The sequence below is a fragment of the Sphingomonas sp. GW821-FHT10F09 genome, from assembly GCF_058809195.1.
The window spans coordinates 221,833-240,669 of record NZ_JBXASI010000003.1; the positions used below are offsets into that span (position 1 = coordinate 221,833).

General features: G+C 69.4%; 27 protein-coding genes. 19 read left to right on the forward strand and 8 right to left on the reverse strand.

Annotated features, from left to right (window positions below; all coding sequences use genetic code 11):
• Positions 1–8: 8 nt before the first annotated feature.
• Genes AC1RTO_RS11670 through AC1RTO_RS11680 form a run of 3 tightly spaced genes read left to right on the forward strand, consistent with a single transcriptional unit; the run spans position 9 to position 1,563 of the window.
• Positions 9–662 (forward strand): HAD-IA family hydrolase, encoded by a 654-nt coding sequence (locus AC1RTO_RS11670; protein ID WP_493161015.1) that lies wholly within the window; start codon positions 9–11, stop codon positions 660–662.
• Positions 659–880 carry a hypothetical protein gene (locus tag AC1RTO_RS11675; RefSeq protein ID WP_493161016.1) on the forward strand — a complete coding sequence of 74 codons (222 nt, stop codon included), beginning with the start codon at positions 659–661 and terminating at the stop codon, positions 878–880. Before AC1RTO_RS11670 ends, AC1RTO_RS11675 begins: the two co-directional genes overlap by 4 nt.
• Positions 877–1,563 carry an ATP12 family chaperone protein gene (locus AC1RTO_RS11680; protein ID WP_493161017.1) on the forward strand — a complete coding sequence of 229 codons (687 nt, stop codon included), beginning with the start codon at positions 877–879 and terminating at the stop codon, positions 1,561–1,563. Before AC1RTO_RS11675 ends, AC1RTO_RS11680 begins: the two co-directional genes overlap by 4 nt.
• 9 nt (positions 1,564–1,572) lie before the next feature.
• On the opposite strand, the gene gmk is transcribed toward AC1RTO_RS11680, so the two are convergent.
• The gene (gene gmk, locus AC1RTO_RS11685; RefSeq protein ID WP_293872909.1) at positions 1,573–2,238 is read right to left on the reverse strand and encodes a guanylate kinase; all 666 of its coding nucleotides are present in this window, start codon (positions 2,236–2,238) and stop codon (positions 1,573–1,575) included.
• Here gmk and AC1RTO_RS11690 point away from each other — a divergent pair.
• Entirely contained in the window at positions 2,237–2,839 is a 603-nt protein-coding gene (locus AC1RTO_RS11690) for a DUF2585 family protein (RefSeq protein WP_493161018.1), read from the forward strand. The two genes, gmk and AC1RTO_RS11690, sit on opposite strands and share 2 nt — an antisense overlap.
• Here AC1RTO_RS11690 and AC1RTO_RS11695 read toward each other — a convergent pair.
• The 5 genes from AC1RTO_RS11695 to AC1RTO_RS11715 all read right to left on the reverse strand — a co-directional run bounded on the left by AC1RTO_RS11695 (position 2,836) and on the right by AC1RTO_RS11715 (position 5,629).
• Positions 2,836–3,027 carry a hypothetical protein gene (locus tag AC1RTO_RS11695; RefSeq protein ID WP_293872911.1) on the reverse strand — a complete coding sequence of 64 codons (192 nt, stop codon included), beginning with the start codon at positions 3,025–3,027 and terminating at the stop codon, positions 2,836–2,838. The two genes, AC1RTO_RS11690 and AC1RTO_RS11695, sit on opposite strands and share 4 nt — an antisense overlap.
• Positions 3,024–3,236 (reverse strand): hypothetical protein, encoded by a 213-nt coding sequence (locus tag AC1RTO_RS11700; RefSeq protein ID WP_493161019.1) that lies wholly within the window; start codon positions 3,234–3,236, stop codon positions 3,024–3,026. Before AC1RTO_RS11700 ends, AC1RTO_RS11695 begins: the two co-directional genes overlap by 4 nt.
• A 71-nt stretch (positions 3,237–3,307) precedes the next feature.
• On the reverse strand, positions 3,308–4,696 hold the full coding sequence (gene fumC / locus AC1RTO_RS11705) for a class II fumarate hydratase (protein ID WP_493161020.1): 1,389 nt from the start codon (positions 4,694–4,696) through the stop codon (positions 3,308–3,310).
• 22 nt (positions 4,697–4,718) lie between these two features.
• On the reverse strand, positions 4,719–5,147 hold the full coding sequence (locus tag AC1RTO_RS11710; protein WP_493161021.1) for a GNAT family N-acetyltransferase: 429 nt from the start codon (positions 5,145–5,147) through the stop codon (positions 4,719–4,721).
• Positions 5,144–5,629, reverse strand: coding sequence for an SspB family protein (locus AC1RTO_RS11715; RefSeq protein ID WP_493161022.1), 486 nt, complete (start codon positions 5,627–5,629; stop codon positions 5,144–5,146). The genes AC1RTO_RS11710 and AC1RTO_RS11715 overlap by 4 nt, the downstream gene beginning before the upstream one ends.
• Before the next feature lie 72 nt (positions 5,630–5,701).
• Here AC1RTO_RS11715 and hisB point away from each other — a divergent pair, with 72 nt between their 5' ends.
• From hisB to AC1RTO_RS11765, 10 genes are all read left to right on the forward strand, one after another.
• Positions 5,702–6,289, forward strand: a complete 588-nt coding sequence (hisB, locus tag AC1RTO_RS11720) for an imidazoleglycerol-phosphate dehydratase HisB (RefSeq protein ID WP_293872918.1) — start codon at positions 5,702–5,704, stop codon at positions 6,287–6,289.
• Positions 6,286–6,606 carry a YciI family protein gene (locus AC1RTO_RS11725; protein ID WP_493161023.1) on the forward strand — a complete coding sequence of 107 codons (321 nt, stop codon included), beginning with the start codon at positions 6,286–6,288 and terminating at the stop codon, positions 6,604–6,606. The genes hisB and AC1RTO_RS11725 overlap by 4 nt, the downstream gene beginning before the upstream one ends.
• Positions 6,603–7,208 carry an imidazole glycerol phosphate synthase subunit HisH gene (hisH, locus tag AC1RTO_RS11730; RefSeq protein WP_493161024.1) on the forward strand — a complete coding sequence of 202 codons (606 nt, stop codon included), beginning with the start codon at positions 6,603–6,605 and terminating at the stop codon, positions 7,206–7,208. The genes AC1RTO_RS11725 and hisH overlap by 4 nt, the downstream gene beginning before the upstream one ends.
• Positions 7,209–7,347: 139 nt before the next feature.
• Positions 7,348–8,088: a 1-(5-phosphoribosyl)-5-[(5-phosphoribosylamino)methylideneamino]imidazole-4-carboxamide isomerase gene (gene hisA, locus AC1RTO_RS11735; protein ID WP_493161025.1), complete on the forward strand. Its 741-nt coding sequence runs from the start codon at positions 7,348–7,350 to the stop codon at positions 8,086–8,088.
• Between the two features lie 564 nt (positions 8,089–8,652).
• Positions 8,653–9,420 (forward strand): imidazole glycerol phosphate synthase subunit HisF, encoded by a 768-nt coding sequence (gene hisF / locus AC1RTO_RS11740; protein ID WP_493161026.1) that lies wholly within the window; start codon positions 8,653–8,655, stop codon positions 9,418–9,420.
• Positions 9,421–9,456: 36 nt separating this feature from the next.
• Positions 9,457–9,831: an STAS/SEC14 domain-containing protein gene (locus AC1RTO_RS11745; RefSeq protein WP_493161027.1), complete on the forward strand. Its 375-nt coding sequence runs from the start codon at positions 9,457–9,459 to the stop codon at positions 9,829–9,831.
• Positions 9,828–10,001: a hypothetical protein gene (locus AC1RTO_RS11750; RefSeq protein ID WP_293872930.1), complete on the forward strand. Its 174-nt coding sequence runs from the start codon at positions 9,828–9,830 to the stop codon at positions 9,999–10,001. The genes AC1RTO_RS11745 and AC1RTO_RS11750 overlap by 4 nt, the downstream gene beginning before the upstream one ends.
• A 32-nt stretch (positions 10,002–10,033) precedes the next feature.
• Positions 10,034–10,342, forward strand: a complete 309-nt coding sequence (locus AC1RTO_RS11755; protein WP_493161028.1) for a phosphoribosyl-ATP diphosphatase — start codon at positions 10,034–10,036, stop codon at positions 10,340–10,342.
• Positions 10,343–10,353: 11 nt separating this feature from the next.
• Positions 10,354–10,731, forward strand: a complete 378-nt coding sequence (locus tag AC1RTO_RS11760) for a histidine triad nucleotide-binding protein (RefSeq protein WP_493161029.1) — start codon at positions 10,354–10,356, stop codon at positions 10,729–10,731.
• 123 nt (positions 10,732–10,854) lie between these two features.
• On the forward strand, positions 10,855–12,390 hold the full coding sequence (locus AC1RTO_RS11765) for an amino acid permease (protein WP_493161030.1): 1,536 nt from the start codon (positions 10,855–10,857) through the stop codon (positions 12,388–12,390).
• Positions 12,391–12,740: 350 nt separating this feature from the next.
• Here the strand turns inward: AC1RTO_RS11765 and AC1RTO_RS11770 are convergent, their stop codons facing one another.
• A complete protein-coding gene (locus AC1RTO_RS11770; protein ID WP_493161031.1) occupies positions 12,741–13,739 on the reverse strand; it encodes an adenosine kinase in 999 nt (332 codons plus the stop codon).
• Between the two features lie 107 nt (positions 13,740–13,846).
• Between AC1RTO_RS11770 and AC1RTO_RS11775 the strand changes: the two genes are divergently transcribed.
• The 3 genes from AC1RTO_RS11775 to AC1RTO_RS11785 are packed head-to-tail and all read left to right on the forward strand — an operon-like array spanning position 13,847 to position 15,513.
• Complete coding sequence (locus AC1RTO_RS11775) at positions 13,847–14,536, forward strand: EI24 domain-containing protein (protein ID WP_493161204.1); 690 nt, start codon at positions 13,847–13,849, stop codon at positions 14,534–14,536.
• A complete protein-coding gene (locus tag AC1RTO_RS11780) occupies positions 14,533–14,898 on the forward strand; it encodes a hypothetical protein (protein ID WP_493161032.1) in 366 nt (121 codons plus the stop codon). The genes AC1RTO_RS11775 and AC1RTO_RS11780 overlap by 4 nt, the downstream gene beginning before the upstream one ends.
• A gap of 9 nt (positions 14,899–14,907) precedes the next feature.
• Positions 14,908–15,513, forward strand: coding sequence for a DNA-3-methyladenine glycosylase I (locus AC1RTO_RS11785; protein ID WP_493161033.1), 606 nt, complete (start codon positions 14,908–14,910; stop codon positions 15,511–15,513).
• Between the two features lie 4 nt (positions 15,514–15,517).
• Here AC1RTO_RS11785 and queG read toward each other — a convergent pair whose 3' ends face one another.
• Positions 15,518–16,570, reverse strand: coding sequence for a tRNA epoxyqueuosine(34) reductase QueG (queG, locus tag AC1RTO_RS11790; protein WP_493161034.1), 1,053 nt, complete (start codon positions 16,568–16,570; stop codon positions 15,518–15,520).
• 62 nt (positions 16,571–16,632) lie between these two features.
• Here queG and AC1RTO_RS11795 point away from each other — a divergent pair, with 62 nt between their 5' ends.
• Both AC1RTO_RS11795 and AC1RTO_RS11800 read left to right on the forward strand, forming a co-directional pair.
• Positions 16,633–17,571, forward strand: a complete 939-nt coding sequence (locus AC1RTO_RS11795; protein ID WP_493161205.1) for an ABC transporter ATP-binding protein — start codon at positions 16,633–16,635, stop codon at positions 17,569–17,571.
• Entirely contained in the window at positions 17,568–18,791 is a 1,224-nt protein-coding gene (locus AC1RTO_RS11800; protein WP_493161035.1) for an ABC transporter permease, read from the forward strand. Before AC1RTO_RS11795 ends, AC1RTO_RS11800 begins: the two co-directional genes overlap by 4 nt.
• The last annotated feature ends 46 nt before the right edge of the window (positions 18,792–18,837 follow it).

Genomic DNA, 18,837 nt, shown 5'->3' on the forward strand with positions numbered 1-18,837 from the left:
TCCGCGGGATGATCCGGCTCGCCGTGTTCGACTGCGACGGCACGCTCGTCGACAGCCAGGCCAATATCTGCGTCGCGATGGAGGAAGCGTTCCGCATCGCCAACCTGCCCGCGCCGCCGCGGCCGGCGATCCGGCGCATCGTCGGGCTGAGCCTGGTCGAGGCGATCCGCGCGCTGCTGCCGCACGCCGACGACGCGCAGCACCGGCGGATGGCGGCGGATTACAAGGACGCGTTCTTCCGCCTGCGCACCAGCGGCGCGATGGCGGAGGAGCCGCTGTTCGAGGGGATCGGCGACGTGCTGCGGACGCTCGCGGCGGACGGCTGGACGCTCGGCATCGCGACCGGCAAGTCGGATCGCGGGCTGGCGCATATCCTCGCACACCATGATATCGCCGACCGGTTCGTCACCCTGCAGACCGCGGACCGCCATCCGTCCAAGCCCGATCCGGCGATGCTGCTCGCGGCGATGGACGAAGCAGGCGCGACGCCGCAGAACAGCGCGATGATCGGCGACACCAGTTTCGACATGGCGATGGCCAAGGCGGCGGGCGCACGCGCGGTCGGCGTCGCCTGGGGCTATCACGACGTCGGCGACCTGATCGATGGCGGCGCAGACGTCGTCGCCGACCGTGTCGCCGCACTGCCGGGCCTGCTCGCATGACGGCGGAGGAGGCACGCGCCCGCCGCCGCTGGCTCGGCATCGTCGGCAGCCGCATCGTCGGCAGCCTCGGCGCGGTGTTCGGGCTGGTGCTGGCGGTGCGCGCGCCCGACTGGCCGGTGAAGGTGCTCGGCGTCGCGATCACCCTGTCGGCGCTGGCGGTGGTCGCGATCGTGCCGGCGAGCCTCGCGCATCGCTGGCGGACCCCGCCCGGGTCATGAAGCGCTTCTGGACCGAGGTGGCGGTCGACGCCGATCGCGTCGTGACGCTGGACGGCCGGCCGGTGCGGACGCCCGGCCGCGTGCCACTCGCGCTGCCGACCGACGCGCTCGCGGCGCTGGTCGCGGCGGAATGGCGCGCGGTGCCGGAGACGGTCGATCCGCGGGCGATGCCGCTGACCGGGCTGGCCAATGCCGCGATCGACCGGATCGCGCCCGCGCCAGCACCCTTCGCCGCCGGCCTTGCCGCCTATGGCGACAGCGATCTGCTCTATTATCGAGCCGAGACGCCCGATCCGCTGACCGACCGGCAGAAGGCCGCGTGGGACCCGTGGCTCGACTGGGCGCGCGCACGCTACGACGTGCATTTCGAAACCACCGCCGGCATCGTCCACCGCGCCCAGCCGCCGGCAACGCTCGCGCGCCTCGACGAGGCGGTGGCGGCGCTCGATCCGTTCCGGCTGGCGGGCCTGTCGCCGGTGGTGACGATCACCGGATCGCTGGTGCTCGCGCTCGCGCTGGTCGAACGCGCGGGCGATGCGGACAGCCTGTGGGCGGCCGCGCACGTCGATGAGGACTGGCAGGCGGAGATGTGGGGCGAGGACAGCCTCGCGACGCAGGCACGCGCCAACAAGCGGCGCGAATTCGACGCGGCGTGGGCGTTCCTGTCCGCGCTGGAGATTTAACGGCCGCGATCAGTGCGTTTCGGCGACCCGGGTCAGGCGTCGGATGAAGCCGATCAGGCCGGTCTGGCGCGACCGCTTCAACCGTTCCGCGGCCAGAATCGTCTTCACGCCCTTGAAACACTGGTCGACGTCGTCATTGACCAGCACATAGTCATAGCCGTCCCAGTGGCTGACCTCGTTGGCGGCGCGCGCCATCCGCGCGTCGATCACCTCGGCCGAATCGGTGTTGCGGTTGGTCAGGCGGGTGCGAAGCTCCGCCATCGACGGCGGGAAGATGAACACGCGGACGACGTCGCCGCCGGCGATCTGGAACAGCTGCTGCGCGCCCTGCCAGTCGATGTCGAACAGCACGTCCTTGCCCGCCGCCAGCATCTCCTCGACCTGCGCGCGCGGCGTGCCGTAGCGATGGCCGAAGACGTGCGCCCATTCGAGGAATTCGTCCTCCGCGGCCATGCGGCGGAATTCCTCGAGGTCGACGAAATGATAGTCCTTGCCGTCGGTTTCGCCGGGCCGGATCGTCCGCGTCGTCGCCGACACCGACATCGCCAGTTCGGGTTCGTCGGCCAGCAATTTGCGCGCGATGGTGGACTTGCCCGCGCCGGATGGCGAAGACAGCACGAACAGGACGCCACGGCGGCGGAAGTTGTGCGGATCGGTGGGGAGGGACGACGGCATGCGCGCTAGTGGCGTCTGGGTGGGGCGGGCGTCAAGCATCGGTGGCCGGCTCGCCGCGAAAAGTGCGTGGTTGATCCCGCTGCTGCTGGTCGCCACCGCCGCGATCCTGCTGCTGATGGGCCGGTCGGCGATCTGCCCGTGCGGCCGGATCGCATGGTGGCACGGCGCGGTCCAGTCCGACCAGAACAGCCAGCAGCTTTCGGACTGGTACAGCCTCAGCCATATCGTCCATGGCCTGCTTTTCTACGGCATCACCTGGCTCGCGCTGCGCCGCTGGCCATGGACCGCGCGGCTGGTCGTCGCGGTGACGATCGAGGCTGGGTGGGAAATCCTAGAAAACTCGCCGCTTATCATCGATCGCTATCGCAGCGTCACCATGGCCTGGGGCTATACCGGGGACAGCGTGCTCAATTCGATCAGCGACATCGCGATGATGATGTTCGGATTCGCGATCGCCCGGCGCCTGCCATGGTGGGCGAGCGCCGGGCTGGTCGTGATGCTCGAACTGGTCGCGCTCGCCGCGATCCGCGACAACCTGACGCTCAACCTGCTGATGCTGATCGCGCCTGTGGACGCGATCCGCATCTGGCAGGCGGGTTAGATCCGCCCGCGGCGGCGGTCATAGGCCTTCTTGGCGACATAGCCGCCGCCGAGCAACATGCCGAGCGGGCCCATCCGGCGCATCGCGCCCATGGTCAGCGCGCCGATCGCCGCGCCCTTCATGCCGTTGCCGCCCTCGCGACGACCCATTTCGCGCCCGACGAGCGCACCGATAATCTTGCCGATCATGCTTCCACCTTTCCGAAAACCTGGTCCTTGAGCTCCGTCGCACCGCGCAGCACCGCCCAGCCGACCGCATAGGTGACGGCGAGCGGCAGCACGATCTTGAGCACGTTCGCGGTTACCGCGCCGATGATCGCGCCGTCGGCGACGCCGTCGTCTCCGGATATCGAATCGATCGCCGCGCCGATCAGCGCGCCCGTGGTTGTCGTGCTCACATCATGCCCCTTGCGGTGTGGTGCTTCGAAGCGCGCGAACCGCGGGGAAGTTCCTCGTGACGACCGCGCCGCTAGCGACCGATCATCGTCTCGGGTCGCACCAGCCGGTCGAACGTCCCCGCGTCGACGAGGCCCAGCTCCAGCCCGGCCTGCTTCAGCGTCTGCCCCGTCTGGTGCGCGTGCTTGGCGATCTTTGCGGCATTGTCGTAGCCGACCTCCGGCGCCAGCGCGGTGACCAGCATCAGCGACTGTTCGACGAGCGCGCCGATCCGCTCGCGATTGGCCTTCAGCCCGTCCACCGTCCGCTCGGCGAAACTCTGCATGCCGACGCTGAGCAGCGCGATCGAGCGGAGCACGTTCGCGCCGATCAACGGCTTGAAGACGTTGAGTTCCATATGGCCTTGCAAGCCACCGACCGTAACCGCGACATTGTTGCCCATCACCTGCGCCGCGACCATCGTCAGCATCTCGGCCTGCGTCGGATTGACCTTGCCGGGCATGATCGAGCTGCCGGGTTCGTTGGCGGGCAGCTCCAGCTCGCCGAGGCCGGAGCGCGGCCCCGACCCGAGCAGGCGGATATCGTTGGCGATCTTGGTCAGCGCGACCGCCAGCACGTTGAGCGTACCGTGCAGGTCGACCAGCCCGTCGTTCGACGCCAGCGCCTCGAACTTGTTGGGCGCGGTGACGAACGGCAGGCCGGTCAGCGCCGCGATCTCGGCCGCCACCGCCTCGGCAAAGCCCGGCGGCGCGTTGAGCCCGGTGCCGACCGCGGTGCCGCCCTGCGCCAGCGGCATGATGTTGCGCTCCAGCGTCCCCGCGATCCGGTCGCGTGCATTGGCCAGCTGCTGGACGTAGCCGGAAAATTCCTGCCCCAGCGTCAGCGGCGTCGCGTCCTGCAGGTGCGTGCGGCCGATCTTGACCAGATCGTCCCATTCCGCCGCCTTCGCCGCCAGCGCAGCGTGCAGCCGGTCGAGCGCGGGATACAGGTCCCGCGTCACCGCGAGCGCCGCCGCGACGTGGAGCGCGGTCGGAAAGCTGTCGTTCGACGACTGGCCGCGGTTGACGTCGTCGTTCGGATGTACCGGCGTCTTGCCGCCGCGCGTGCCCGCCAGCACCTCGTTGGCGCGGCCCGCGATCACCTCGTTGACGTTCATGTTCGACTGGGTGCCGCTGCCCGTCTGCCAGATCACCAGCGGGAACTGGTCGTCGAGCCGGCCGGCCGCGATCTCTTCCGCCGCGGCCTCGATCGCGCCCGCCGTGTCGGCGGCAAGGCCATGCCGGCGGTTCACCCGCGCCGCCGCCTGCTTCACGATCGCCAGCGCATGGACGATCTCCACCGGCATCCGCTCGCGCGGGCCGAACGGAAAATTCTCGAGGCTACGTTCGGTCTGCGCGCCCCAATAGGCGTCGGCGGGAACTTCGATCGGCCCGATCGAATCGGTTTCGGTGCGTGTGGTCATATCCAACAACCGCACGAAGCGGTCAGTCGATCCGCTTGCGCAGAAAGAACCGCGCCTCGCCCGGCGGGAAATCGTCGATCCGGCCGACGACGTCATACCCCAGCTTCTCGTAGAAGCCGCGCGCCTGGAAACTGAACGTGTCGAGCCATATGCCCACACAGCCCAGCCGCCGCGCTTCGTCCTCTGCCGCCAGCATCAGCGCACGACCCCGCCCCTGCCCCTTCAGCGCGGGCGGTACGGCCAGATATTGCACGAACAGCCAGCGGAAACCGGTCAGGCCCCACAGCCCGCCGATGATGGCCCCGTCCGCGTCGCGCAGCACGATCGCGACCGTATGCCGCTCGGTCGGGCCGACCATCGTTTCGTTATAGGCGACCAGCGGCGCCAGGATCGCCTCGCGATCCGCCTCGGACGGCGCGGAGACGATCTCCGGATCGCCGGCCGCGCTCATTTCTTCCGCTTGAAATCCACGCTGACGACGTTCGACCCGTCCGCCGCCGGCGTCACCGCGGGACCGTCGTTCTCCGCCTCGTCATGCGGCTCCGGCCCGTCGCTCGGGTCTTCGGTCGCCTGGAAGCGCAGCTCGAAATTCACCGCCGGATCGTGGAATCCGGTGATCGCCGAATAGGGAATGACCAGCTTGGACGGCACCTGGTTGAAGCTCAGCCCGACCGAGAATTTGCGCTCGTCGACCAGCAGGTCCCAATAGCGGTTCTGGAGGACGATCGTCATCTCGTCCGGGAATCGCTCGATCAGCCGCTGCGGGATGTCGACGCCCAGCGCCTGCGTCTTGAACGTGATGTAGAAATGATGCTCGCCCGGCAGGCCGCCCGATTCGGCGACGGAGCCAAGCACGCGGCCCACGACGGCACGCAAGGCCTCCTGGACGATCTCGTCATACGGGATAAGGCTATCTGGCAGGCCGTCGGTCATGCCCCTTGGGTAGCGGACCGGACGGCGGGGTCAAGATTGTGTGTGCCGCCACACACGCTATGGAGCGTGACGATGCGCACCGCCACGATCAACCGCTCCACCGCCGAAACGCGGATCGACGTCACCGTCAATCTCGACGGCACCGGCGTCTATTCGATCAACACCGGCATCGGCTTCCTCGATCATATGGTCGAACAGCTCTCCCGCCACGGCCTGATCGACATCGACCTGAAGGTGGACGGCGACCTGCATATCGACGGCCATCACACCGTCGAGGATTCGGCGCTGGCGCTGGGCCAGGCGGTGGCGCAGGCGCTCGGCGACAAGCGCGGCATCCGCCGCTACGGCGATGCGCTCAGCCCGATGGACGAAACGCTGACCCGCGTCGCGCTCGACATCTCCGGCCGGCCGTGGCTGGTGTGGAAGACCGCCTTCACCGTCTCGCGCCTTGGCGAGCTCGACACCGAGCTTATCGAACACTGGTTCCACAGCTTCGCGCAGACCGCCGGCATCACGCTGCACGTCGAGACGCTGTACGGCACCAACAACCACCATATCGTCGAGGCCGCGTACAAGGGCCTCGCCCGCGCGCTGCGCACCGCGGTCGAGATCGATCCGCGCAAGGCGGACGCGATCCCCTCGACCAAGGGCGTGCTATGACCGAACCCTTCACCCGCCCCGGCACCGACCTCTGCGTCGTGTCGCTGACCTATGGCGATGACATCGGCGCGATCGATGCGGCGATGGGCGCGCATGTCGACTGGCTGTCGGATGCCTATGCCAACGGCCTGCTGCTCGCCTCCGGCCGCAAGCAGCCGCGCACCGGCGGCATCATCATCGCGATCGGCAACCGGGCCGAGGTCGACGCGCTGATCGCCAACGATCCGTTCGTGTCGAAGGGGCTGGCGAGCGCTGAGGTCATCCCCTTCACCGCGAGCATGGCGGCGACGCCGCTCGCCGACCTGCTGTCGTCATGACGATCGCGCTGATCGACTATGGCGCGGGCAACCTGCACTCGGTCGAGAATGCGCTGCGGGCGGCGGGCGCGACCGACATGACCGTCACCGCCGATCCCGACGTGGTGGCGAAGGCCGATCGCATCGTCCTGCCCGGCGTCGGTGCCTTCGGCGCCTGCGCGGCCGCCTTGCGCGGCGTGCCGGGAATGGTCGAGGCGATGGAACGCCGCGTCCGCCGAGAGGCCGCGCCGTTCCTGGGCGTCTGCGTCGGCATGCAGCTGATGGCCGATGTCGGCGAGGAGATGGGCCAGCACCGCGGCCTCGGCTGGGTGCGCGGGCGAGTCCGCCGGCTCGAACCCGGCACAATGGAGGCCAAGGTGCCGCATATGGGCTGGAACGACGTGCGCCCGGTGGCCGACCACGCGCTGGTCCCCGCGGGCGAGGCCTATTTCCTGCACAGCTACGCCTATGAGGGCGACGACGTGATCGCGACCAGCGACCATGCCGGCCTGGTCACCGCCGCGATCGCGCGCGACACGATGCTCGGCGTCCAGTTCCACCCCGAAAAGAGCCAGCGCTACGGCCTTGCGATGCTGGAGCGGTTCCTCGCATGGCGACCCTGACGCCTCCCTTCCCGGCGAGGAAGGGGGCGGAAGAGATTCGCGTCCGGGTGCTGCGGACGCCCCGGTTCGCGCGGCTGTATCGCCTGGCCTCCACCCACCCCCGGTCCCTCCCTTGCAGGGAGGGGAGTGAGAGTTTGTCATGAGCCTGATCGTCTTCCCCGCCATCGACCTGAAGGGCGGCCAGGTCGTCCGCCTCGCCGAGGGCGATATGGACCGCGCCACCGTCTATGGTGACGACCCCGCGGCGCAGGCGATGCTGTTCGCCGACGCGGGCGCGCAGCACCTGCACGTCGTCGACCTCGATGGTGCCTTCGCCGGCGAATCGATCAACGGCGAAGCGGTGCGCGGCATCGTCGAACGCTTCCCGGGCCACGTCCAGCTTGGCGGCGGTATCCGCAACCGCGCCAGCGTCGAACGCTGGTTCGACCTCGGCGTGTCGCGCGTCGTCATCGGCACCGCCGCGCTGGACGACCCCGAGTTCGTCCGCGGCGCGGCGCGCGATTTTCCCGGCGGCGTCGTCGTCGCGGTCGACGCGCGCGACGGCATGGTCGCGACCAAGGGCTGGGCGGACGTCTCCACCACCAGCGTCGTCGATCTCGCCCGCCGGTTCGAGGATGCCGGCGTCGCGTCGCTGCTGTTCACCGACGTCGGCCGCGACGGCCTGCTCAAGGGTTGCAACGTCGAGGCGACGGTAGACCTCGCCCGCTCGGTTTCGATCCCGGTCATTGCCAGCGGCGGCGTCAAGGGCATCGCCGAGATCCACGTCCTCGCCCTCCACGTCCGCGACGGCGTCGAAGGCGTCATCACCGGCCGCGCGCTCTACGACGGCCGCCTCGACCTGTCCGCCGCACTCGGCGTGGCGCGGGCGGCGGCAGAATGATGTTATCGCGAGGGCGCGAAGACGCGAGGCGTGTTTTGCGCGCGGAGGCACGGAGAACGCAGAGATCCCGTATGCCGCGCGAAGCGCCCTCCCCATCCTTGCGCAGCGGATCCCGAACCGACCGCTGGCGCGACCGGGCTCCCCTCATGCACCCTGCGTCCTCTGCGCCTCTGCGCGCCAATCCTTCTTCTCTTCGCGTCTTCGCGCCTTCGCGTGAACACGCCTTTCTCATCCGGAGCAGCGAAACCGACCGCGCGCTCCATGACGGCCCCAGCGACCTGTCGGCGGCGCTCGACGTGGCCCGGGCGACGGCAGCATGATGTTCACGCGAAGGCGCGAAGGCGCGAAGAAGGTCGTGCTCGCAGAGGCGCGGAGGACGCAGAGATGTCGGGTCCGGCGCGAAGCGCTGTGCTCATCCCCGTGCCGCGGATTACCAGCTGACCGCTGGCGCGGTCGGCGTAATCCAACGAACGCTGCGTCCTCCGCGCCTCCGCGCGAGAAACCATTTCTCCGCGTCTCCGCGTCTCCGTGTGAACAAACCTTCTCCATCCGACGAGCCACCGCATGACCGTACGCGCCCGCGTCATTCCCTGTCTCGACGTCGCCAACGGCCGCGTCGTGAAGGGCGTCAATTTCGTCGAATTGCGCGACGCCGGCGATCCGGTGGAACAGGCGCGCGCCTATGATGCCGCGGGCGCCGACGAGCTGTGCTTCCTTGATATCACCGCATCCCATGAGGATCGCGGCACCATCCTCGACGTCGTCCGGCGCACCGCCGCGGTGTGCTTCATGCCGCTGACGGTCGGCGGCGGCGTGCGCAGTGCCGACGATGCCCGGGCGCTGCTGCTCGCCGGCGCCGACAAGGTGGCGGTCAATTCCGCCGCGGTCGCCCGGCCGGAGGTCGTCGCCGACATCGCCGAGCGGTTCGGCAGCCAATGCTGCGTCGCCTCGGTCGACGCCCGCCGGGTCGGCGAGCGCTGGGAGGTGTTCACCCATGGCGGCCGCCGCCCGACCGGGATCGACGCCATCGCTCATGCCACCCACCTCGCCGATCTGGGCGCGGGCGAATTGCTCGTCACCTCGATGGACCGCGACGGCACGCGCAGCGGCTACGACCTCCCGCTGGTCCGCGCCATCGCCGACCGCGTCAGCGTCCCCGTCGTCGCGAGCGGCGGCGTAGGCGGCCTCGACGACCTCGTCGCCGGCATCCGCGACGGTCATGCCAGCGCCGTGCTCGCCGCCTCGATCTTCCACTTCGGCGAGGCGAGCATCGCCGATGCGCATGCCGCGCTCGCCGCGGCCGGAATCCCGGTGCGGCGGCCGATCGTTTAGGGCTTCGGCAACGCTTCGCGGGCATATCATCGGGTCATGTATTCGATCGTTTTTCGCCACGACCTCAATCTCGTAGACATCCGGTGGACCGGTCTGTTCGACCAGCCCTCCGTCGATACCTATGCAGACGAACTGATCCGCCGGTTCCGCGAGGAGGGCTTCCGCACCGGCTATCGCCTGCGCATGGATATGAGCGGCACCAGCGTCCAGCCGGTCGACGCGGCACAGGCGATCAACCGCCGGCTCGGCGCCTTCCATCGCGCCAGCCGGATCGCGATCGTCGCCACCAGCGCGATCACGCGGCTGCAGGTGCGCCGCTTCATGACGCAGGACTATCTGCGCATCTTCGACTCGGCCGACGCCGCGCTCGACTGGCTCGTCTCTGCCGACAGGCGCACGAGGGCGGCATGACCGCCGTCGCGATCCTCAGCGTCGCAGGCGGCCATTCCGGCACCGTCCACCGTCGGACCGGGCCCGAATGGTCGGACGTCGCGCTGTTCGTCGTCGCGGCGCTCGGCGTCTGGCTCGTCCGGCGGGCGATGCGGCGGCGTTTCGCCCGCCGGCCGCCGATCAAGGATTGACCCCTCCCCACCTCCCGCGCCAAGCGGAGGCCATGGACCCGCTCGACCGCCTGGAAGCCACCATCCTCGCCCGCCGCGACGCCGCCGACGCCGGCGGCTCGTACGTCGCCAGCCTGTTCGCCAAGGGCCGCGCCAAGATCGCGCAGAAGGTCGGCGAGGAAGCGACCGAGACGGTGATCGCCGCGCTTGCCGAACCGGACAAACTCGCTTCCGAGGCCGCCGACCTCGTCTTCCACCTGCTCGTGCTGCTCGCCGATGCCGGGCTGGGGCTGGACGACGTCCGCGCCGAGCTCGTCCGCCGCGAGGGCGTGTCGGGCCATGTCGAAAAAGCCGCCCGCTGAGGACCCGACCCATGCCGATCGACGCCACCCTGCCCTATGACGACCAGAACGTCTTCGCGAAGATCCTGCGCGACGAGATTCCGTCGCAGCGGGTCTACGAGGACGATTACGCCGTCGCCTTCCACGACATCGCGCCGGTCGCGCCGCTGCACATCCTTGTGATCCCGCGCGGCCCCTATGTGTCTTGGGACGATTTTGCTCTCGCGGCTTCTGAAGATGAGATCGCCGGCTTCATCCGCGCGATCGGCCATGTCGCGCGCGAACACGGGCTGGTCGCCCCCGGCTATCGCCTGCTTGCCAACGTCGGCGGCCATGGCGGGCAGGAAGTGCCGCACCTCCACGTTCACCTCTTCGGCGGCAAGCCGCTGGGGCCGATGCTGGCGGGCTGATCGCTGCGCTGCGGCACGGCGGCGCGATAAGGGATTGCCTCTCCCCCATTTGCGGCTAGCATCCCCCGCTTCACCATGCGGCGGCGTTCCAAGGACCGTTCGCATCTGGGGGGATAGAGCTTCATGATATTCGGGCGCGTCAAACCACTCGACGCCATTCTCGCCACGGCCGAAAAACGCGGCCTGCATCGTTCACTCGGGGCGTTCCAGCTGACCATGCTGGGCGTTGGCGCCGTCATCGGCACCGGCATCTTCGTCCTCACCTCCGAAGCCGCGCAAAAGGCCGGGCCGGGCATGATGATCTCGTTCATCATCGCCGGCTTCGTCTGCGCGGTCGCGGCGCTCTGCTATTCCGAGCTTGCCTCGATGGTGCCGGTGGCGGGCTCCGCCTACACCTACACCTATGCGGTGATGGGCGAATTGCTCGCCTGGATGGTCGGCTGGGCGCTGATCCTCGAATATGCCGTCGGCGCCTCCGCGGTCGCGGTCGGCTGGTCGGGCTATATGGTCGGGCAGCTGCGCAACCTGCTCGGGATCGAGGTCCCGATGGAATGGGTCAACGGCCCGTCGGCGGGCGGCTATATTAACCTGCCGGCGGTCATCATATCCGGCCTCGTCACCTGGCTGCTGGTGATCGGCACGACCGAGAGCGCGCGCGTCAACGCGGTGCTGGTGTGCATCAAGGTCGCGGCGCTGTCGCTGTTCGTCGCTCTGTCGCTGCCGGTCATGAACCTCGATCATTTCGAACCGCTGATGCCCACCGGCTTCACCGGGGTCGCCGGCGCCGCCGCCTCGATCTTCTTCGCCTATGTCGGCTTCGACGCCGTCTCCACCGCGGCGGAGGAGACAAAGAACCCGCAGCGCAACGTGCCGATCGGCCTGATCGCGTCGCTGGGCTTCTGCACGATCTTCTATCTGCTGGTGTCGGCGGGCGCGATCGGTTCGCCGCTCGGCGCACAGCCGGTGCGCGATGCCGCGGGCACGCTGCTGTCGCCGGGGACGTCGGAACTCGCCGATCGCTGCCGTGCGATCGTTGCCGGCGGCGCGCTCGAACCGCTCTCCTGCTCGCGTGAGGCACTCGCCCACGTCCTGCGCACGATCGGCTGGGTGCAAGTGGGCAACCTCATCGGTCTCGCCGCCACTCTCGCCCTCCCCTCCGTCGTCCTGATGATGATGTTCGGCCAGACCCGCGTGTTCTTCACCATGGCCCGCGACGGCCTGCTCCCGGCGAAGCTCGCGACCGTCCATCCGAAGTACCGCACGCCGCATGTCGTGACGATCGTCACCGGCATCGCGACGACGCTCGCCGCGGCGTTCCTGCCGGTCGGCAAGCTCGCCGATTATTCCAACTCGGGGACGCTGTTCGCCTTCCTGATGGTGGCGATCTCGGTGCTGGTGCTGCGCAAGGTCGATCCGAGCCGCAAGCGCCCCTTCCGCACCCCGCTGGTGTGGCTGGTCGCGCCGGCGGCGATCATCGGCTGCCTGTACCTTTATTTCTCGCTACCGCTGCTGGCGATCCTGGTCCTGCCGGGCTGGGGCCTGATCGGGCTGCTCATCTACTTCGGCTACAGCCGCAGCCGCTCCTATGTGGGCCGCGGCATCACCGACGTGGTCGACGACCCCGCGATGCAGCCGGAAATCGCCAAGCCTCTCCACTGAGGTCTGGATCTACGAAAAGGGCCGGGGGAGCGATCCTCCGGCCCTTTTTTCTTGTCCGGCGCCTGTAGGGTTCACGCGAAGACGCGAAGACGCAAAGAGGGCGCGTTCAGGGCGGACGCACTGCTTCCCATTTATGTCGTGATGACAGCCGCAGCCACGGAAGCGACATCGTCGCGGCTGCGCGTGAGACCGATATTTCGCGCAGAGGCGCGAAGGACGCAGAGGGGTTGCGCGCTTCTCCCCGGTCCATCCGCCGGCGCAGGATGAGAGCCGCATGCGCGGCAGGCGGGACGCCTCGGCGTCCTTCGCGCCAGACCGCCCCCTCCCCACCCGGAGAGGGGGCGACTCGATCACCCGACCTTGGACGCCGCCAGCGCCTTCATGTCGACGTTCGGCCGCGCGCCGAAGTGGCTGATGATCTCCGCCGCGCAGATCGCGCCGAGGCGGAGCGACTGTTCCAGTCCCTTGCCTTGCGCCTGGCCATGCAAAAATCCCGCGGCGAAGAGGTCGCCCGCGCCGGTCGTATCGACCACCTGCGCGATCGGTTCGGCCGGCACTTCGGCGCGGGTGCCGTGCTGGATCGCGCACGCACCCGAAGCGCCGCGGGTGACGACCAGCGTCGGCACCTGCGCGGACAGCGTCGCCACCGCCGCATCGAAATCGTCGGTTTCGGCCAGCGCGGCCAGTTCGCTCTCGTTGGCGAACAGGATGTCGATCAGGCCATCGGCGATCAGGCTGCGAAAATCGCCGCCGTGGCGACCGATGCAGAACACGTCGGACAAGGTGAAGGCGACCTTGCGCCCCGCCTTGCGCGCCGCCTCGATCGCCGCACGCATCGCCGCGCGGGGCTCCTCGGGGTCCCACAGATAGCCTTCGAGATACAGGATCGCCGCATCCTCGATCACCGACAGGTCGAGTGCGCTCTCGGGCAGGAACTGCGACGCGCCGAGATAGGTGTTCATCGTCCGCTGGCCGTCGGGCGTCACGAAGATCAGGCAGCGTGCCGTGGTCGGCTGGCCCGGGCGCGACGCGGTGTCGAAGGCGACGCCGGCGGCGCGGATGTCGTGCGCGAACACCTGCCCGAGCTGGTCGTCGGCGACCTGACCGATAAAGGCGGTGCGCCCGCCCAGCGCGGCGATCCCCGCCACGGTGTTGGCGGCGGACCCGCCCGACACTTCGCGGCCCGGGCCCATCTTGGCGTAGAGGTCGTCGGCATCCTCGGGCGAGAACATCAGCTGCATCGAGCCCTTGGCGACGCCGATCGACTCGATGAAGGCATCGTCGGCCTGGCTGAGGATATCGACGATCGCGTTGCCGATCGCGACCACGTCATATTTGGGCTGGGACAAGGGATTGTGGCTCCGGAAAAAATACCGCCACCCCCTAGGGCCGCGACGCCCCCGGCGCAACGTACCGGCGGTTGACGCGCCGCACGCCGCCCGGCACGCCGGCGGTCATGCTCCGCGCCCTCTCCCTGTCGATCGGCCAGCTCGGCGACCCCGCGATCCTGCGCGTGCTGATGAAGTCGCTGCTGGTGACGCTGGCGCTGTTCGCGGGGCTGGGCGCCGCGCTCTACGTCGGCCTGCGCGCGGCGTTCGAGGCGCTGGTCGGTATCGAATTCGGCGGCAGCCTCGCCGGCGCCGCGGCGGTCGTGCTGCTGGTGCTGGACGCCTGGCTGTTGTTCCGGGTCGTCGCGATCGCGGTCATCGGGCTGTTCGGCGACGAGGTGGTGGCCGCGGTCGAGGCACGGCATTATCCCGCCGCGCACGCCGCGGCACGGCCGGTCGGCATGGCCCGGTCGACGCGCATGGCGATCGGCTCGGCGGGGCGGGCGGTGGCGGCGAACCTGCTGATGGTCCCCGTCTATATTGCGCTGCTGTTCACCGCGGTCGGCCCGGCCATCGCCTTCTTCCTCGTCAACGCGCTGCTGCTCGGCCGCGACCTCGGCGAGATGGTGGCGAGCCGGCACATGGACGATGCGACGGTGCGGGGCTGGCGCACGGCGACGCGCGGACGGCGGTTCGCGCTGGGGCTTGCCGGCACCGGGCTGTTCGTGGTTCCGCTCCTCAATCTGTTCGCCCCGATCCTCGGCGCGAGCATGGCGACGCATCTGTTCCACGCGTCGCGAAGGGGGACGGGCGCGTGAAAGCACTGGCGGCATTCGGACTGGCTCTGGGGTTGAGCGCCTGTGCCGCACCCGGCGGCGTCGCGCCGATCCCCACCGGCCGCACCGTCATCCCCTACACCACCGCCGGTCTGGAGCGTGTGCTCGGCCAGGACGCCGCAGGCCTGACGCAATTGTTCGGCCAGCCCGATGCCGATATCCGCGAAGGGACCGCGCGCAAGCTTCAGTTCGCCGGCCCGATCTGCGTCCTCGACGCCTATCTCTACCCCAAGGGCAGCGAACCGCCGCGCGTCACCTATCTTGATGCGCGCGAACCCGACGGCAGCACCATCGACCGCGCGAGCTGCGTCGCCGCCCTCACCCGCCGCGACGGCGGCAGATAGGCGACCCGCGTGAGCGACACTCTTCCCGGCCCCGACGGGCGCCCGCGCTGTCGCTGGTGTGCGATCACGCCGGATTTCGTCGCCTATCACGATCGCGAATGGGGATTCCCGGTCGCCGACGACGTGCGATTGTTCGAAAAACTGTGCCTCGAAAGCTTCCAGTCGGGCCTCAGCTGGCGGACGATCCTGTCGAAGCGCGAGAATTTCCGCGCCGCCTTCGCCGGCTTCGACTTCCGCACGATCGCCCGCTTCGACGATGCCGATGTCGCACGGCTGATGGCGGATGCGGGGATCGTCCGCCACCGCGGCAAGATCGACGCCGTCATCAACAATGCCGCCCGAGCCTGCGAGCTGGTCGATGCCGAGGGATCGCTGGCGGCCTTCCTCTGGCGGTTCGAACCGGTGGACGACGGCATCCCGCCGCAGACCCGATCGACCTCTCCCGCCTCCGAGGCCCTGTCCAAAGCCTTGCGCAAACAGGGATGGAAATTCGTCGGACCGACGACGGTCTATGCGTTCATGCAAGCCATGGGCCTCGTCAACGATCATGCCGAGGGCTGCGTGATCCGCGACGAGGTCGCCGCGGCACGCGCCGGCTTCGTCCGGCCTGCCTAACGGGTCACGACGCCAGCCGGCCGATCGCCCAGTCCGCGGCCTCCGCCACCACCGGGTCGGCATCGTCGCGCAGCCGTTCCAACACCGGCAACAGCGCCGGCGCGCCGCTGTTGCCTGCGGCGATCGCGGCGTTGCGGACCAGGCGGTTGCGGCCGATGCGTTTGATCGGGGAACCGGCGAACACCTGCCGGAACGCCGCATCGTCGAGCGACAGCAGGTCGGCGAGCGCGGGTGCGGTCAGTTCGGCGCGTGGGTGGAACGCCAGGTTGGCGGCGGCACTGGCGGCGAACTTGTTCCACGGACAGACCGACAGGCAGTCGTCGCACCCGTAGATCCGGTTGCCGATGCCCGCGCGGAACTCGACCGGAATCGGCCCGGCATGCTCGATCGTCAGATACGAAATGCAACGCCGCGCATCGAGGCGGTAGGGCGCGGGGAAGGCGTCGGTCGGGCAGGCGCGCTGACAGGCGTCGCACGACCCGCAGCTGTCGCGTCCCGGCGTATCGGGCGCGAGATCGAGCGTCGTGTAGATCGCACCGAGGAACAGCCAGCTGCCATGGTCGCGGCTGACTAGATTGGTGTGCTTGCCCTGCCAGCCGAGCCCCGCCGCCTCGCTCAACGGCTTTTCCATCACCGGCGCGGTGTCGACGAACACCTTGAGGTCGCACCCCGCCTCCTGCGCCAGCCAGCGCCCCAGCGCCTTCAGCGCGCGCTTGACGACGTCGTGATAGTCGCCGCCCTGCGCATAGACGGAGACGCGGCCGCGGGTCCCCTCCCCCGCCAGCCGCAGCGGATCGACGGCGGGCGCATAGCTCATGCCAAGCGCGATGACGCTGCGCACCTCCGGCCACAGCCCGGCGGGGGAGCCGCGGTGATGCGCGCGCTCCTCCATCCAGATCATGCCGCCGTGGCGGCCTTCGTCCAGCCACTGGCGCAGCCGTGCGGCGGTCTGCGGCGCGGCGTCGGCGCGCGCGATGCCGCAGGCGACGAAGCCGAGCTCCGCCGCTTTCGCCCTGATGCGCGCCTCGATACCGGGTTGTTGCTTGTGTTCGGACACGCCGCGCCGCTACCACAGGTCGGGGGCCGGGGTCATCGGCCCCGATACTGGGGCAGGATGCGATTTTGGCGGACGATCAAGTGGCGGTGTTCGCCGAACATCTGGTGAAGCGCTTCGGCGACCGGCGCGTCGTCGACGGCGTCGACCTGTCGGTGCCGCGCGGCGCGATCTATGGCGTGCTCGGGCCTAACGGCGCGGGCAAGACGACGACGCTGCGCACGCTGCTCGGCATCATCGAACCCGACGAGGGGCGCCGCGCGATCCTCGGCCATTTCGCCCCGCGCGAGGCGAGCGACCGCGTCGGCTATCTGCCGGAGGAGCGCGGCCTGTATCCGTCGATGAAGGCACGCGACGCGATCGCCTTCATGGGCGCGCTGCGCGGGCTCGACCGCCGCACCGGCCGTACCCGCGCCGCCGAGATGATGGAGGCGGCGGGCCTCGGCCATGCGATCGACGAGAAGATCAAGAAACTGTCCAAGGGCATGGCGCAGCTGGTCCAGCTGCTGGGATCTGTGGTCCATCGCCCCGACCTGCTGGTGCTCGACGAGCCGTTCTCCGGCCTCGACCCGGTCAACCAGGAAAAGCTGGAGGCGCTGATCCTCGCCGAGCGTGATCGCGGCGCGACCGTGCTGTTCTCGACGCATATCATGGCGCATGCCGAGCGCGTCTGCGACCGGCTGGCGATCATCGCCGGCGGCAAGCGCCGGTTCGAAGGGACTGTTGACGATGCGCGCGGCACGCTGCCGAGCCGGGTCCGCTATCTGCCGACCCGGCCCGATCCGGCGGTGGCGGCGGTGCTGCCGCACGATGCCATGCCGGACGGGGACGGATGGCGGTTCCAGTTGCCGCGAGAGGGGATCGAGGGGTTGCTGGTGACGCTGATCGAACGGGGCTATGGCATCGGCGGCCTGTCGATCGAGCGGCCCAGCCTGCACGATGCCTTCGTCCGGATCGTCGGCCGCGATGCCACGCCCGACACGACGCAGGAGTCGGTGGCATGAACCTTACCCGCACCCTCCGCCAGGCGCTGACCATCGCGCGGCGGGATTTCATCGCGACGGTGTTCACCCCGATTTTCCTCCTCTTCCTGTTCGCGCCGGTCATCATGGGATCGTTCGGCGCGGTCGGCGGCCTCGGCGCGGCGAGCGTCGCCGACAGTCGCGGCGACCGGGCGCGGATCGTCGCGATCGTCCCCGATGCGCAGGCGCGGACGATCGCCGAGGCGGACACGCGCCTGCGCGACGTGTTCCGCCGCAGCGAAGAGGCGCCACCGGGGCTCACCACGCTGCGCCCCGCCGGCGACCCCGCCGCGCAGGCGCGCGCCGCCTTCGCGAGCAAGGATTATGAGGCGAGCGCCGTCCTGTACGGGCCGCTCGCCGCGCCGCAGGTGCTGTACGGCCCGCGCGGCAAGCGGGCGGCGGATTATCTCGCGCTGCTCGCCGCCGAGACGCTGACCGCCGACCGGCTGAACGGCGAGGTGCCACAGGCGAATGCGGTGAAGACGCCGATGGAGCGGCCGGGCGGGTCGGTGGGCAACCGCCGCCAGTCGGCCTCGTTCGCGGTGTTCGGCGTGTTCCTGCTCAACCTGTTCCTCGCCAGCCAGGTGGTCGGCACCATGGCCGAGGAGCGCAACAACAAGGTGATCGAGGTGCTCGCCGCCGCCGTGCCGCTGGAAAGCGTGTTCCTCGGCAAGTTGCTCGGCATGTTCGGCGTCGCGATCCTGTTCGTCTGTTTCTGGGGGACGATCATCGCCAAGCTGGGATCGCTGCTACCGCCGGAGCTGGCGTCGGCGCTGGCGATCCAGGCGGCGGTGGGGATGCCGGCGTTCGTCGCACTGTTCGTCACCTATTTCACCATGGCCTATCTGCTGCTCGGTTCGGCCTTCCTCGTCGTCGGCGCGCAGGCATCGACCCCGCGCGAGATCCAGATGCTGGCGCTGCCAATCTCGATCCTGCAGATGGGCATGCTCGCGCTGGCGCTCGCCGGCACCGCGCGGCCCGGCAGCTGGATAGCGACGCTGGCGGAGATGTTCCCGCTCTCCTCGCCCTTCGCGATGGCGGGCCGGGCGGCGACCTCCGCGGAGCTTTGGCCGCATTTCGCCGCGATCGCGTGGCAGCTACTGTGGGTCTCGATCTTCATCACGCTCGGCGCGCGGCTGTTCCGTCGCGGCGTCCTGCAATCGGGCAGCGCCAAACCGTTCTGGAAGCGCGCGAAGGGCTGAACCCGCCCTGCCGGTGCCCCGGACGGACCGTCCGGGGTGCTCGTCG